The 13,635-nt window shown below is 52.0% G+C and carries 13 protein-coding genes; 6 read left to right on the top strand and 7 right to left on the bottom strand.

Going from position 1 to position 13,635, the window contains the following annotated elements; all coding sequences use genetic code 11:
- Nucleotides 1-36 precede the first annotated feature (36 nt).
- Nucleotides 37-666: a response regulator gene (locus tag N512_RS0109290; RefSeq protein WP_025011524.1), complete on the bottom strand. Its 630-nt coding sequence runs from the start codon at nt 664-666 to the stop codon at nt 37-39.
- Entirely contained in the window at nt 659-2,368 is a 1,710-nt protein-coding gene (gene narQ / locus N512_RS0109285) for a nitrate/nitrite two-component system sensor histidine kinase NarQ (RefSeq protein ID WP_028780137.1), read from the bottom strand. Before narQ ends, N512_RS0109290 begins: the two co-directional genes overlap by 8 nt.
- A 315-nt stretch (nt 2,369-2,683) precedes the next feature.
- Here narQ and nrfA point away from each other — a divergent pair, with 315 nt between their 5' ends.
- Nucleotides 2,684-4,087 carry an ammonia-forming nitrite reductase cytochrome c552 subunit gene (nrfA, locus tag N512_RS0109280; RefSeq protein WP_028780136.1) on the top strand — a complete coding sequence of 468 codons (1,404 nt, stop codon included), beginning with the start codon at nt 2,684-2,686 and terminating at the stop codon, nt 4,085-4,087.
- Nucleotides 4,088-4,180: 93 nt separating this feature from the next.
- On the opposite strand, the gene N512_RS0109275 is transcribed toward nrfA, so the two are convergent.
- Entirely contained in the window at nt 4,181-4,723 is a 543-nt protein-coding gene (locus N512_RS0109275; protein ID WP_025011522.1) for a hydrolase, read from the bottom strand.
- Between the two features lie 301 nt (nt 4,724-5,024).
- On the opposite strand from N512_RS0109275, the gene glnK reads away from it, so the two are divergent.
- From glnK to N512_RS0109255, 4 genes are all read left to right on the top strand, one after another.
- On the top strand, nt 5,025-5,363 hold the full coding sequence (gene glnK, locus N512_RS0109270; RefSeq protein WP_025011521.1) for a P-II family nitrogen regulator: 339 nt from the start codon (nt 5,025-5,027) through the stop codon (nt 5,361-5,363).
- A 10-nt stretch (nt 5,364-5,373) separates the two neighbouring features.
- Entirely contained in the window at nt 5,374-6,624 is a 1,251-nt protein-coding gene (locus N512_RS0109265; RefSeq protein ID WP_028780135.1) for an ammonium transporter, read from the top strand.
- Between the two features lie 268 nt (nt 6,625-6,892).
- Nucleotides 6,893-7,264, top strand: coding sequence for a hypothetical protein (locus tag N512_RS0109260; protein ID WP_231473557.1), 372 nt, complete (start codon nt 6,893-6,895; stop codon nt 7,262-7,264).
- A gap of 91 nt (nt 7,265-7,355) precedes the next feature.
- Nucleotides 7,356-8,561: a hypothetical protein gene (locus N512_RS0109255; RefSeq protein WP_372239363.1), complete on the top strand. Its 1,206-nt coding sequence runs from the start codon at nt 7,356-7,358 to the stop codon at nt 8,559-8,561.
- A 140-nt stretch (nt 8,562-8,701) separates the two neighbouring features.
- Here the strand turns inward: N512_RS0109255 and N512_RS0109250 are convergent, their stop codons facing one another.
- The 3 genes from N512_RS0109250 to N512_RS22685 form a co-directional block, all read right to left on the bottom strand.
- Nucleotides 8,702-9,991, bottom strand: coding sequence for a DUF4785 domain-containing protein (locus N512_RS0109250; protein ID WP_051472733.1), 1,290 nt, complete (start codon nt 9,989-9,991; stop codon nt 8,702-8,704).
- A 10-nt stretch (nt 9,992-10,001) separates the two neighbouring features.
- A complete protein-coding gene (locus N512_RS0109245) occupies nt 10,002-10,859 on the bottom strand; it encodes a hypothetical protein (protein WP_025011517.1) in 858 nt (285 codons plus the stop codon).
- Nucleotides 10,860-11,089: 230 nt separating this feature from the next.
- Entirely contained in the window at nt 11,090-11,833 is a 744-nt protein-coding gene (locus N512_RS22685) for a transporter substrate-binding domain-containing protein (protein ID WP_156029139.1), read from the bottom strand.
- Between the two features lie 291 nt (nt 11,834-12,124).
- Between N512_RS22685 and aroG the strand changes: the two genes are divergently transcribed.
- Entirely contained in the window at nt 12,125-13,180 is a 1,056-nt protein-coding gene (gene aroG, locus N512_RS0109235) for a 3-deoxy-7-phosphoheptulonate synthase AroG (RefSeq protein ID WP_025886981.1), read from the top strand.
- A gap of 38 nt (nt 13,181-13,218) precedes the next feature.
- Here the strand turns inward: aroG and N512_RS24350 are convergent, their stop codons facing one another.
- On the bottom strand, nt 13,219-13,392 hold the full coding sequence (locus N512_RS24350; RefSeq protein WP_096142315.1) for a hypothetical protein: 174 nt from the start codon (nt 13,390-13,392) through the stop codon (nt 13,219-13,221).
- Between the last annotated feature and the right edge of the window lie 243 nt (nt 13,393-13,635).

Genomic DNA, 13,635 nt, shown 5'->3' with positions numbered 1-13,635 from the left:
ATGAGAAGGGACGCAGTGGCGTCCCTTTTTCGTGGCTTAACGGTTGAGATAACGCACCGCCATTTCGGTGCGGGACTTGGCATTGGCCTTGCGAAGCAGGTTTTTGACATGCACCTTGACCGTGCCTTCGCTGATATGCAGTTCTTCGGAGATCACCCTGTTGCTCTGGCCTTCAGCCAGATGCTGCAGTATCTGCAACTCTCTCGGTGTCAGGCTATCGAGCCAGGCTTCCTCGTCGGCGGCATTTTTCAATTCAAACAGATAGTCTTCCACTTCGGCGCTGATCACTCGGTGGCCGGACATGGCTTCTTTCAGCTGCCCAAGCAGCAAATCGGGTTCGGTATCCTTGAGCAGGTAACCATCGGCGCCGGCTCGCAGCAAACGGATAACATCCTGTTTGGCATCGGAAACCGTCAGGATAACGATTCTGGAGGTGACTCCCTCCTGACGCAGGGCGTTCAGGGTATCGAGACCCGTCATGCCTTTCATATTCAGATCCAGCAGGATAATGTCCGGCTCGTTTTCGGCGGTAGCCGCCAAGGCGTCGAGCCCGGTACCGGCTTCACCGAAGAGACTAAAGTCAGGATCGGATGCCAGTAACTGACAGATACCGCGACGCAGTAAGGGATGGTCATCGACTACCAGAACTGAATAAGGTTTACCCATGATGTGGCTCCTGCTGAGGTGGGAAAGTCAGGACAACACTGGTGCCTCCCGACGCATTGCTGGAAAATTCAACCATACCCGAGAGGCGGCTGGCTCGCTCGTGCATTATCCCTATGCCGAAATGTTGATCCCTTTCCTTGATATGCGCCAGGCCTATGCCGTTGTCTTCGACACTGATAACCACCATGTTATCAGAGTTCTTTTCGCAGCTGATACAAATACGACTCGCATTTGCATGTTTAATGGCATTGAGGGTGGCTTCTCGGGTGAGCTGCAGAATGTGAATATGTTGGTGCGCCGCCAGTAACTGCGGCGGCAGGCGATAGCTGAGTTCCAGCTCCGTGTCTGTTTGGCTGCGCAGTTGCTCCAGCATGGCCTCGAGGGCGTTGCGGAGATTGGGTTCTTTAACGGTCAGGCGGAAGGTAGACAGCAGTTCTCTGAGCTGGGCGTAGGCTGTGGTCACCCCCTCATTGAGTTCTTCGAGCTGTTGGGTCACCGCCGGGCTTTTGCAGCTCTGGTCGAGGCCTTTACGCAGCAAACTTATCTGGATTTTCAGGAAGGACAGCAGTTGCCCGAGAGAATCGTGCAGCTCCCTGGCGATAACCGCCCGCTCTTCCAGCAGGGCCAACTGTTGGCGTTGTTCGGAGGCGTTGTGAATCACTATCGAGCGAGCCAGCATGATGGCGAAGTTTTCAAACAGAGGCACATTGATATCGTGCTCGCCTATCACTTCCAGAAAGCCGAGTTCCTGTTGTTCAAATTTGAGCGGAAACTGCATGGTCTGTCCGGATTGCGGCCAGATATCCTCGTCGGTGGCGATTACCTCCATGGCATCTTCATCCTGCTGAATAATCAGCCGCAGATGTTGCAGGTGCTCATACTCCTTGAGTTGCAGCAGCGACTGCCGCATCACCTCGAAATTGAGTTTGCCCGAATGCAGCAACACCAGATTGTCATAAAGAAACTTGAGCTCACGGTTGGCACGGGTCAACGCCAGGGTCTTCTCCTTCACCTGAGTTTCCAGGTTGCCGTAGAGAGTTGCCAGCTCCTGAGCCGTACTGTCGAGAGCATCGGAAAGAGCGCTGAGCTCAATATATTCCGTCTTCGGCATTTCGACGGCAAAGTTACCCTTGGAAATAGTGTTGGCCGATTCCATCATCTGTTGCAGCGGTACCACCACCTTGCGTTTGGTAAAGCGCACGGCGATAAAGGCAATCAGCAGCATCAACCCCAAGCCCACTATCTGGCTGACGGCCAGCAATCTTAGTTTGAAGGCGGCATGGTGCTCCATCTCCAATACCAGCAAATCTATGGTATCGACAAAGTCTTTCAGCGAGGAGGCATAGTTGCGCGAGTCTTCCTGCTCTATGTAGTACTTCATGACCTTCCACTTGCTGATCACCAGTTGGTATTGCTGCCCGAGCCTGGCCGGCGATGACCAGTCCATAGAGCGTACCAAGGCATCTGAGTAGAGAGTGTTTTCAAATTCGCGAATTTTTTGCAGCGCTTCTTCACTGCCGGAGTTGGCATAAAACATCAGCCGGTAGCTCTGCATTCGCAGTGAGCCGGAAGCGTTGATCGCCCTGGCATCTCCCAGGCTGTAAGACAGATTGATAATGGCAAAAGTGGCCAAACCGCTTGAGAGCAGGATAAGGGTCAGCATTAAGCCTAAAATGGTAGAGGTCAAACTGCCTCGTTTCATGAAATATTCACTCACTTTTGCTAAGGTTTCCTCAGTCCCTGCAGCGTTACTCTCGATTATCGGAAAGGAAACGCGCCGATAAGATTGTCGAGAATAAAAAAGGACTTGGGTCTCAGAGTTCTACATTAGCCAGCGCTTGAATACATTAACAAGAGTACAAAAATGTGAACAACATCGCCTTCACATTTTGATCTGGCGCAAACTTCGCCCCGGATACCCCCTAAGAGGTATATTTTTGGCGTATTCAAGCGGCTACTTTTGACCTTGGAGATGTCGTGGTTATTGCAAATAACGATAAAGTAACACGGAGATGAGATGGTGAAAAAATTAAGCCAAAAATCCTTTGCACTCAGTGCATTGGTCGCGGCAAGCGTAATGGCTGCCGGTGCGTTTGCGAGTGACAAGACCGAGCCTCGCAACGAAGTCTACAAAGACAAGTTCAAAAATCAATATGCCAGTTGGCATGACACTGCAAAGAGTTCTGAAATTGTTGACGTATTGGCAGAAGATCCCAACCTGGTGATCCTGTGGGCCGGTTATGGTTTTGCCAAGGACTACAATGCCCCTCGTGGCCACATTTATGCCGTGACCGATGTGCGCAACACCCTGCGTACCGGTGCGCCAAAGAGTGCCGAAGATGGCCCAATGCCAATGGCCTGCTGGAGCTGTAAGAGCCCGGATGTACCTCGCCTGATTGAAGAGCAAGGTGAAGATGGTTACTTCACCGGCAAGTGGGCCAAAGGTGGCCCTGAAGTGGTTAACGCCATAGGTTGTGGTGACTGTCACGAGAAAGGTTCGCCTAAGCTGCGCTTGGGACGTCCTTTTGCCGAGCGCGCCATGGAGACCCTGGGTACGCCATTTGATAAGGCTTCCCGCAAAGACAAGCAATCCATGGTTTGTGGCCAGTGTCACGTAGAATACTACTTTGAGAAAGTGGAAGGCCGTAAGGGCTTTGTTAAGTTCCCATGGGATCAGGGCACTACAGTGGAATCCATGGAAGCTTACTACGATGCCATCGAGTTTGCCGACTGGACTCACGCTCTGTCCAAGACTCCTATGCTGAAGGCACAGCACCCAGGTTATGAAACCTGGCAGCTGGGGGTTCACGGTAAGAACAACGTGACCTGTGTTGACTGTCACATGCCGAAAGTAACCAACGACAAGGGTCGTAAGTTCACCGATCACAAAGTGGGTAATCCTTTCGACCGCTTCGAAGAAACCTGTGCTCAGTGCCACACACAGAGCAAAGAGTTTATGGAGAACCTGACTGCCGAGCGTAAAGCCAAAGTTAAAGAGCTGAAACTGAAGGCCGAAGATCAAATCGTCAAGGCACACTTCGAAGCTGCTGCCGCTTGGAAAGCCGGTGCGACCGAAGCCGAGATGAAGCCAATCCTGACTGATATCCGTCATGCTCAATGGCGCTGGGATTATGCTATCGCCTCTCACGGTGTCGCGGCTCACGCTCCTGATGAAGCGCTGCGGGTACTGGGTACTGCGGTTGACAAGGCTGCCAACGCCCGGGTGAAACTGGCGCAGCTGCTGGCTAAGAAAGGTATCACAGAGCCTGTCGCCCTGCCTGATATCTCCACCAAGGCCAAGGCTCAGGCTGCTCTGGGTATGGACATGAAGAAGATGGTTTCCGACAAGGAAGACTTCAAGAAAAATGTTCTGCCTAAGTGGGATGCTGAAGCCAAGAAGCGTGAAGCAACCTACAAGTAACAGTCGTTAACATAACGAAATGAAAAATCCCCGCACCGCGGGGATTTTTTTATCTTACAAGCCAGCAGTGGTAGCCAGCGAGTGATTACAGGCTTATTTGATCAGCTTAAGCAGAGCCTTAAAGCGTTCACCTTCTGCCTGATGTTGCAGTTCAAACAATAAAGATTCGCTGTTGTTGAGCCTGGCTCCCTGCTGCTTCATCATCTCTATTCCCAAGCGTTTGTTGCTTTCACTGCGGGAGCTGACGGCATCGGCTATCAAGTGCACATCGAAACCCTGCTCGATAAGATCACCACAGGTTTGATAGACACAGACATGTGTCTCTATCCCGGCCAGCAGTACCTGTTTGCGGCCCGTGCTCAACAGTGCCTCACGGAACGCCGGGCAGTGCCAGCCACTGAAGTGATGCTTGGCAATCGGCGAAGTGGTCTTGGATAGCAGGGCGGCCAGCGACTCTGTCGTAGGGCCGAGCTTCTGCGGCAACTGTTCCAGCCAGAGCACTGGGATATCAAACAAGGCCGTGCCTTCTATCAGCATGGCCAGTTGTTGATGCAGCTGTTCACTCTTGTCCATTATCTGCGCCAGTTTGCCCTGAACATCCACTATGACCAGCACACATTCTTCCGCTTTTAACATCTTGTTCTCCTTTAGGTTGGTCTTAGGACAGGTGCAAACGAGTCCTTCTTTCTCTCCAGTCAACGACAGGACATTCAGTTAACGTCAGTACAGGGCTTAAGCCAATAGGCCTTAGGTCGTAGATGATTGCGCTTTTTTTGTGCGCACAAGCCTTACTTGCACTTAATTGGTGCATATATGCAGCTCTTAACCTGGCCCGTAAAAGCTAACTCTTTATAAAACAAAAAATTAACATTTTGGCCTGATGCTTGAATTACTTTTTGCATAACACCAATACAGCAAGGCGATTCTGGAGGTCTGGATGAAATTAGTCAGCGCAATCATTAAGCCGTTCAAGCTTGATGATGTCCGCGAAGCGATTGCGGGCATAGGCATTGAGGGGATGACGGTCACCGAAGTAAAAGGTTTTGGCCGACAAAAGGGGCATACAGAGCTCTATCGGGGAGCCGAGTATCAGGTGGACTTTCTGCCCAAGGTTAAGCTCGAGATCGCCACCAAGGCGGAGAATCTTGAGCACCTGCTGGAGGTCATCACCAACGCCGCCCATACCGGCAAGATAGGTGACGGCAAGATCTTTGTGACAGATCTGGAACAGGTTATCCGTATTCGTACGGGCGAAACAGATACAGAAGCGCTGTAAGGGGGAGAAGATGGAAGAACTGAGCAAATTGGGTACTACGGTCACAGAGCTGCGTTTTGCGCTGGACACCTTTTACTTTCTGATCTCCGGCGCGCTGGTGATGTGGATGGCGGCGGGTTTCGCCATGCTGGAGGCCGGGTTGGTACGCTCCAAAAACACCACAGAGATACTGACCAAAAACATCTGTCTCTATTCAATCGCCTGTATCACCTACCTGATTGTGGGTTACAACATCATGTATGTGGACAATGGCGAGGGCGGCTGGCTGCCGAGCATCAGCACCTTGATAGGATCTCAAGCTGCCGACGCCGACCATGCGCTGGAGTCTGATTTCTTCTTCCAGGTGGTATTTGTGGCTACAGCCATGTCGATTGTTTCCGGCGCCGTGGCCGAGCGCATGCGCCTGTGGGCTTTCCTGGCATTCAGCCTGGTAATGACGGCAGTCATCTATCCGGTGGAAGGTTACTGGACCTGGGGCGGTGGTTTCCTTTCCGAAGCCGGCTTTGTCGACTTTGCCGGTAGCGGCATAGTGCATATGGCCGGTGCAGCCGCGGCCTTGGCCGGTGTCTTGCTGCTGGGGGCACGTAAAGGTAAATATGGCGCCAATGGCCAGGTTAACCCTATCCCGGGATCCAACCTGCCGCTGGCAACCCTGGGGACTTTTATCCTCTGGATGGGCTGGTTCGGTTTCAACGGTGGTTCTCAGTTATTGGTCTCTGATGCCGAGAATGCCAGCGCCGTGGCCAAAGTCTTCGTCAACACCAATTCGGCGGCGGCCTTCGGCGCGGTATCTGCACTGATCGTCTGTAAGATGGTGTGGGGCAAGGCCGACTTGACCATGATACTCAATGGTACTTTGGCTGGTTTGGTGGCTATCACGGCCGATCCATTGTCGCCCTTTCTGCCGATGGCGGGTGTGATAGGCCTGGTAGCCGGCGGTTTGGTGGTGTTCTCCATCGTGGGCTTTGACCGCATCAAGGTAGATGATCCTGTCGGGGCTATCTCGGTGCATGGGGTAGCCGGTTTTTTCGGTTTGATGATGGTGCCTCTGTCCAATGCCGATGCCAGTGTGACAGGGCAACTGTTTGGCGCTGCGGTGATCTCTGCCTGGGTGTTCCTGGCGTCATTGCTGGTGTGGGGCGCCTTGAAAGTGACCATGGGGATCCGGGTGACCGAAGAGGAAGAGTACAACGGTATGGACGCGTCGGATTGCGGTATCGATGCCTATCCTGAGTTTGTGACTGTCAAGAACGCCAATTGATAAGCCAAGAACGCCAATTGATAAGCCAAGAACGCCATGATAAGCCATGAGTGTTCTTGAGAGATCAAGCAAGCTTCCTTAATCTTTAAGCCATCTCTTGTGAGATGGCTTTTGGTTAGAGCTGGCTTTTGGGGTTACCGGCCTTGTTGTTACCTGGCTTGGGGGGAGTCGGCCAGGAAAAGCGCATTTTGGGGCTATGGCGCTTGATGACAGACGCTCTTGGGGGCAGACTGAAAGCAGAAACAGCCTGGAGCCTAAGGGGATGGCGATGAAGACTCTCAGTGTAATGAAGCTGACCGGTACTTTTCTCTGCACTTTGTGCAGTACCTTGCTGTGGCTTGGCAATGCCGAGGCAGGACAAGTGGTGGTTCGTGATGCCAGTGAGCCCTTCGATGCCTTTGCCGTCAGGGATGAATTACTGCGTCAGCATGAGTGGCAGGAACTACTGCGCTCGCAGCAGCAACTGGAGATCCTGCGCAGCCTGCCTGCTATATGTGTTCCTTACATGCGCCCCTATCGCTACTTTTCCTGCGATGGCCATTTTTATCGCCCCTATCTTTACCGGCAACAGCAGCTCTATATAGGGATCCCCAAGCCGGATTCCGAAGTTATCGCTCCCGGAAATGAAGGCTTGAACTAGGGGATATTCACATTTTGTCACCCTTTGGCGCGGCAGGAGTGGCCAGTCTGACTTAAGCTTTCAGTAAAGAAGCCTTAACTCAGGAGGCCTTATGTTCTCAGGCACTCTCACTCGTGCTCTCTTTGGCGCTCTACCCGCTACCATGGTGATTCGCCTATTGGGTGCGGTTTTGCTGCTGCTATTTTGCGGTTGCAACAGTACCCCGGTGCCAAGCAAGATGGCCCTGGGCAGCCTGTTTCAGGATAACCAATTCAAAGAGGTTGGGAATATCCCCGAGCCCGCCGAGTTATTCGCCTTGCCTCCCGAGGCGGTGCAGTTACTCAGAGGTGCCTATAGCCGCAGCGCACTCATCTCCAATCAGGAGTTGGCCCACGAGTGGTTGGCTGACTATATCCATGCCGACAAGGGCGGCTTTCGCTATCAGGACAACTACACCCGCACCGCCGCCGAAACCTTTCACGACAGGGCCGGAAACTGCATGTCACTGGTGATCCTGACGGCGGCCATGGCGCAACAACTGGGGATAGAGGTTGAATTTCGTGATGTGGAAGTGCCCCCGGTCTGGGATCGCCAAGGCGCCTTTTATCTGGTCAATGGTCATATCAACCTCAAGTTATACCCGCCCAAGAATAATCATGTCTTCCATGTCACCGAGCGTTCCATTCTGGTGGATTTCCTGCCCGAGCGTGCTGTGCGCAGCTATAAGGTCAATAAGATCAGCCAAGGTACTGTGGTCGCCATGTATTACAACAATGCGGCGGCCGAGGCATTGATCAATGAGAATTGGGATCTCGCATACGGCTTGCTGAAAAAGAGCTTGCAACAGCAGAGTCTGTTTATTCCGGCGCTCAACAGCCTGGCGGTGCTCTATCGCGCCAGGGGCATGGAACAGATGGCCGAGCGGGTCTACCGCTATGCGTTGACGCTTGAGCCGGAAAACATGACTACCCTCTATAACCTGGCGGTCATGCTGAGCAGCCAGGATAGACTGGATGAATGGGCCGAAGTACACAAGGTACTGGAGCTTGCCCGGATCCGTAATCCTTATTACTACTATGATATGGCGCAGCAAGCCTACATGGATCACCAATATGATGAGGCGCTGAGTTGGTATCGAAGAGCGATTGAGAAGGCGGATTATCGCCACGAGTTTTACTTTGGTTTGTCCAGAACCTATTGGGCAAAAGGGGACTCCGACCGAGCGAAGAGCAATCTGCAAAAGGCGTTGGCGCTGGCCGGTGACGGCGAGCAGAAAAAACGCTATCAGGCCAAGTTGCATGCGATGGAAGGGCATTGATTCAAAAGCTTGGCTGAAAGAGTGGGGTTATAAAGGCGCAATCGGTTAAGCCAAGCTGCAGAGTAAAAAGCCCGATGCTGACATCTGCATCGGGCTTTTTACTTTTTGGCTATAAGTTTCTCTCTGCCTGAAAGCTGGTCTTAAAGGGCATCTAAACTCAGCGCCTTATCACGGTAACTCAAGCGCACCATCTGCCCCATATCCTTGAGCTCAACTGCCCTGACACCATAGGGCGGCTTTAAGCCCGAATTTTGGATTAGCTCAAGGTTTAGAGGCAACTGCAGACTGTTTTGCTCTTGTGTCAGCCAGGCTGCGCTTTCACTCTGCAGTATGGCGATTTCCCGCCCCTGGGAGTCCATCCCTGTGAGTATTGCCGACACCCCAAAACGACCACTTTGGGCCAGCTCCAGCGTAAAGTTGAGGGCACTTGGCAGACCATTTTGCCAACCAACTTTGATTTCGGGTGCCAGCCGCGCCGATGGATAGAACTGCTTGAAGGCGGTCTTGACTGTTCGTCGTACCAAGGTGTTATCCACCTGTGTCTCAATATCGACCACCAATTCACTGAAACCCGCATTGCTTGAGGGCATGGGCAGCTGCTCATTTTGCAGTCGCCAGCTGTTGCCACTTTGGCTGAGTTGCAGTGGGGTTTGCTCGCCGCTTGCTTGCTGCAGCCGGGCACTGGCCAAACGAGGTGAACCCATGGCCTTATCGTTCTCAAGCGCCAGCTCCAACTCGAGATGGGTGTTGGCCTCGAGTGATGATGGGGTGCTTAACTTGAGACGATAGGCAGAGCCTTTCTCTTTGACATTGACCAGATAGTTGTCAGTGGCGTTCAGCGCTGCGGCGACCTGCAGGCGATAGAGACCGGGCTTGATATCTGAGCTCAGCAGCAGGGCACTGGAGTCATCATCCATCCCGGCGCTGGTCAGAGACTCAGAGTCTACGGCGCGGCGGATAAGACGCTTGTTCTCAGTTTTGCCTGCGGCCGAGCTGAGTTGAATTGCGTCCGGAGCAATACTCTTGGGGGCAGTCGGGGCGCCGCTGCTTTTATCCCAGCGAGGAGCCAGACGGATAACGCTGCTGCCTTGGGTTAATGGCAGCTCTATGCCTTGGTTAAGCTCGGTGCCTGTAACCATCAACCAGTATTCATCACTGCTGGCACTGGCGGTTTTGTCCGGCAACTGGGCTTGATACTCCCCTGACAGCGCCCTGACAAAGCTGACATCTTCCCTGGAGGTATTCAAGGGCGGCAATTGCCCTGTATCTAGCTCTTCTGAAGCCTTGATATCGTTTGCCTGGGGCGGCACCATGGCCAAGGTCAGGCTTTTGGGCTGCTGGTTTTGTTCTACCTTGGCATCATCCTGGCAACCCGTGAGGCTCAGGAGTATCGCTGCCAGCAGCGGTGTCTTGCTGATATGCATCTTCATACTTACGTCCTCAGATATGATTGCGCAGAAGGGTGTCGAGATTAAAACAGGCCCGGCGGCTTTGATGGTGACTCAAAGGTTCTCTGTCACGGGTTTTCTGCTTATCGGTAAACCAGACACTGCCGGCGGCACTCTGGGAGCTGCACTCAAGAAAACCGTCGGAGCAGTTATCCAGCCAGTTTTGGGTAGTCTCCAACCCGACCTGGTACTGATAGCCGCCGCAATAGCTGTCGCTGTCCCAAACTGCCGACTCCACGTCCGAGCCGACAACAGCTTCAAAAGGCTTACCCAGAGAAGGGCGCCCGGCTGTGCCGTACAGCCATTGACTGTTGTATTGCGCCATCCAACCCACTTGCTGCTGTTTGACGGCATCGCTGTCGTAACCGAGCAGCCAGCCGAGACTGGTTTCAAACACATTGCCTTGAGTGACGGCATCGGCCAGTGGGGTACCGGCACTGGAAGGAGCCAGCGCTATCACTCGGCTGATGCTGTTGATCACAGCTGGATAACGTCCATCCCAGGTGGGATTGGACAAGACCCAGCGCACTATGTTGCCGCCATTGGAGTGGGTGATGAGGATCAGTTGATCCAGATTGCGGGCGTTGATAAAGCTCTGCAGCTGATCGACCAGACAGCCGGCAGCGGCCTCATCCCACATATATTGCTCGAAGTCACAGTTGATGACCTGATAGTTACTCGGGGTGCTGATACCTTGACGAACTGAATCGACAAACTCGCGGGTCCAGTAATCGTTCAGGGCATCGGTTTGTTTTCCTGTTCCATGGACAAAGGCGACGCCGGTGGCGCCATGACTCAGGGAGCAGACACTACAAAGACCCAACATCATAAGGGTGGTGGATATTTTCATGTCGCATTTCTCTTGTTGATTGTCATTATTTTGTTGAACGGATAAGTATGTCTATCCGCTAATTAAGCTAACTTCGATATGTTAAGGCGGCAAGACTTTATGCGGAATATTTGATTGTCTGAAGAGGGTTTTATGTGGGATTGTGTTTGAATTTTAGTTTTGACTTTATTTATCTGCTGCTTTTTCAGATAAATAAAGCCTGATGGAAAACTACACGGGTTTGAATATTGTCAGTCATCAAACTGTGGTGGTTCGGCCAGAATACGCTCGGCAACTCCCTGCTCATAAAGCCACTCGATACCGGCGGTTATTTCGGCGGCTATCTCAGGATCCCGGCAAGCCAGAAAGCGTGGGGCCTCTTCGAACAGCAATACTTCCCTTACAGGAGGAAGTGAGTCCTTTTTCTCAGCAAGTTTTTGATAGTTATAGGCAAAAATTCGCCTTTCCAACACTATTGCCTCAACTCTATTACCCAGCAACATAGCCACCTGATTACTCTGATTGGCAATTTCACTGTAATCCGGATTCAGGCGAGCCATCTTGGCAAATTCCGCTCCCAGATAGTGGCTGGCATTTTGAAAGGCCGCCAGGCGCATATGGGAAAGATCGGCGACTTGCTCAATGATTCTCTGGTTATCGGCGAGCAGAAAGATGCTGTTTTGGTAACTGAGCAGGCTCGGGGTGTAGTGCATCCCTTTGAGTCCGGGCGGCGCATTGATAAGGCAATCGACCTGGCCGGCCAACAGCAGCCGCAAGGCGCGTTTGGGGGGCGTAAAAGCGATATCTCCCAAGGTGAGTTGCCTGTGTTGTAAGGCCTGTTTCAGTAACTGGTATTGGATGCCATTGTGGCGGTCTTCGGTAAAAAAAGGCGCGATGGAGAAACTGGTGGAAAAGGTCACCGACCGATTGGCCTGCGACTTGGCTTGGGCAAGAGGCATCAGCAAGAGTACAGATAGCAGACAGAGTCGGATCACAGTTGGCCTTGGGTTACTGGGTATCAGGTGTAATTATAATTCGGTTCCTGGGGCCTATAGGCTGTTTGCCTGTTTTACTGCCCATTGGTTGCTGAACATCTCTTTCGTTTGCAATACCACACTTAAAGAATTTTTTATTAAATCATAAGATTGCCATACAAAAAACAATAAAAGGGCAGATTTGCCTGTAAACCCATATAAGTCAATTGCATTGGTTGAATATAACGGATAGATTGAAACTGTTATCCAAAACAAGAGATTCTTATCAATAGCCGGAGTAGTGTGACATTTATGTATTACCAGAATGATGATGTACGGATTAATGAAGTTAAAGAGTTACTGCCACCGATAGCCATTCTGGAACGATTTCCGGCAACCGAGCGCGCTTCCTCAACTGTCTTTAAGGCCAGGGAAAATATTCACAGAATTCTTCAGGGACAGGATGATCGCCTGCTGGTGGTGATAGGGCCATGCTCTATTCACGACCCTGAAGCGGCGTTGGAGTATGGTGCGCGTCTGGCCAAGCTCAGAACGGCCTATCAGGATCAACTGGAAGTGGTGATGCGGGTTTATTTTGAAAAACCCAGAACGACAGTGGGCTGGAAGGGGCTGATTAACGATCCCTACATGGATAACAGCTTCAAGCTCAACGACGGCCTGAGAACTGCCCGCAAACTACTGCTCGAATTGAATGACAGCCAGGTGCCAACCGCGGGTGAGTTTCTCGATATGATTACCCCGCAGTATATGGCCGACCTCATGTGTTGGGGCGCCATCGGAGCCCGTACCACAGAGTCCCAGGTTCATCGGGAGTTGGCATCGGGCCTCTCTTGCCCTGTGGGATTCAAAAACGGTACAGATGGCACCATCAAGGTGGCGATAGATGCCATTGGGGCCGCCAGTGCGCCACACCATTTCCTGTCTGTGACCAAGTTTGGCCATTCGGCGATTGTGTCAACCAAGGGGAATGATGACTGCCATATCATTCTGCGCGGTGGACGCGAGCCCAACTACAGCTCGGCCCATGTGGCCCAGATATGTTCTCAGCTTGAGAGTGCCGGCCTGAAACCCAAGGTGATGATTGATTTCAGCCATGCCAACTCCAGTAAGGACTTCCGGCGTCAGATGTTGGTAGCTGAAGATGTCTGCGGCCAGATTGCCGCCAAACAGCAGGCAATTTTTGGGGTGATGGTGGAGAGTCATCTGGTGGAAGGACGTCAGGATCTCAAACCCGGACAGCCTCTTTGTTATGGCCAGAGCATTACCGATGCCTGCATTGGTTGGGATGATACAGAGAGGCTGCTGTCAATGCTCAACGACAGCGTGCTTAAACGCCGTCAGGGTTGAATGTTTCTACTACATAGATAAAGGCGCCATCGGCGCCTTTATTTTTGGGCTTGCTGTGCCAAATATTCGTTGGCTTTGGCCAGACTGCCAAAGGAAGCTATCAGGTTGTTACGGCCTTTTTCCTGGATCTCGGGGTTGCCTGATTCGATCATCATCCATACCCAGGTTTGGATCAGCGGCAGGGGCGGGTATTGAACTTTTGAATCCAACATAAGATTTCCTTCAAAATATACGGTAAAAATCGGTGCGGGCCGGTTTGTTTGACATTTTTTGAACACTTGTTGCTGCCCGTACTCAATAGCTGGAAAGAGTACCAAATTCTTTTTTCATGCATAACCATCTTTCGCTTCTTTGAGGTGATTTTGGCGATAAAAATTCCGTTACTAGTCATTTAGTCTAGGTCTAATGTTATTTTTGTCATTCTAAAGTGCTAGTTGCTGTGATTATTTCCGAGT

Origin of the sequence: Shewanella sp. 38A_GOM-205m, from assembly GCF_000518445.1 — a bacterium.
GTDB lineage: Bacteria > Pseudomonadota > Gammaproteobacteria > Enterobacterales > Shewanellaceae > Shewanella > Shewanella algae.
Note: the sequence above shows the minus strand (reverse complement) of the source record. Positions and strands in the feature narration are given on the sequence as shown.

Excerpts from the sequence above, each read along its gene's own strand:
- N512_RS0109290 (WP_025011524.1), bottom strand. The coding sequence starts at position 666 with ATGGGTAAACCTTATTCAGTTCTGGTAGTCGATGACCATCCCTTACTG.
- narQ (WP_028780137.1), bottom strand. The coding sequence starts at position 2,368 with ATGAAACGAGGCAGTTTGACCTCTACCATTTTAGGCTTAATGCTGACC.
- nrfA (WP_028780136.1), top strand. The coding sequence starts at position 2,684 with ATGGTGAAAAAATTAAGCCAAAAATCCTTTGCACTCAGTGCATTGGTC.
- N512_RS0109275 (WP_025011522.1), bottom strand. The coding sequence starts at position 4,723 with ATGTTAAAAGCGGAAGAATGTGTGCTGGTCATAGTGGATGTTCAGGGC.
- glnK (WP_025011521.1), top strand. The coding sequence starts at position 5,025 with ATGAAATTAGTCAGCGCAATCATTAAGCCGTTCAAGCTTGATGATGTC.
- N512_RS0109265 (WP_028780135.1), top strand. The coding sequence starts at position 5,374 with ATGGAAGAACTGAGCAAATTGGGTACTACGGTCACAGAGCTGCGTTTT.
- N512_RS0109260 (WP_231473557.1), top strand. The coding sequence starts at position 6,893 with ATGAAGACTCTCAGTGTAATGAAGCTGACCGGTACTTTTCTCTGCACT.
- N512_RS0109255 (WP_372239363.1), top strand. The coding sequence starts at position 7,356 with ATGTTCTCAGGCACTCTCACTCGTGCTCTCTTTGGCGCTCTACCCGCT.
- N512_RS0109250 (WP_051472733.1), bottom strand. The coding sequence starts at position 9,991 with ATGAAGATGCATATCAGCAAGACACCGCTGCTGGCAGCGATACTCCTG.
- N512_RS0109245 (WP_025011517.1), bottom strand. The coding sequence starts at position 10,859 with ATGAAAATATCCACCACCCTTATGATGTTGGGTCTTTGTAGTGTCTGC.
- aroG (WP_025886981.1), top strand. The coding sequence starts at position 12,125 with ATGTATTACCAGAATGATGATGTACGGATTAATGAAGTTAAAGAGTTA.
- N512_RS24350 (WP_096142315.1), bottom strand. The coding sequence starts at position 13,392 with ATGTTGGATTCAAAAGTTCAATACCCGCCCCTGCCGCTGATCCAAACC.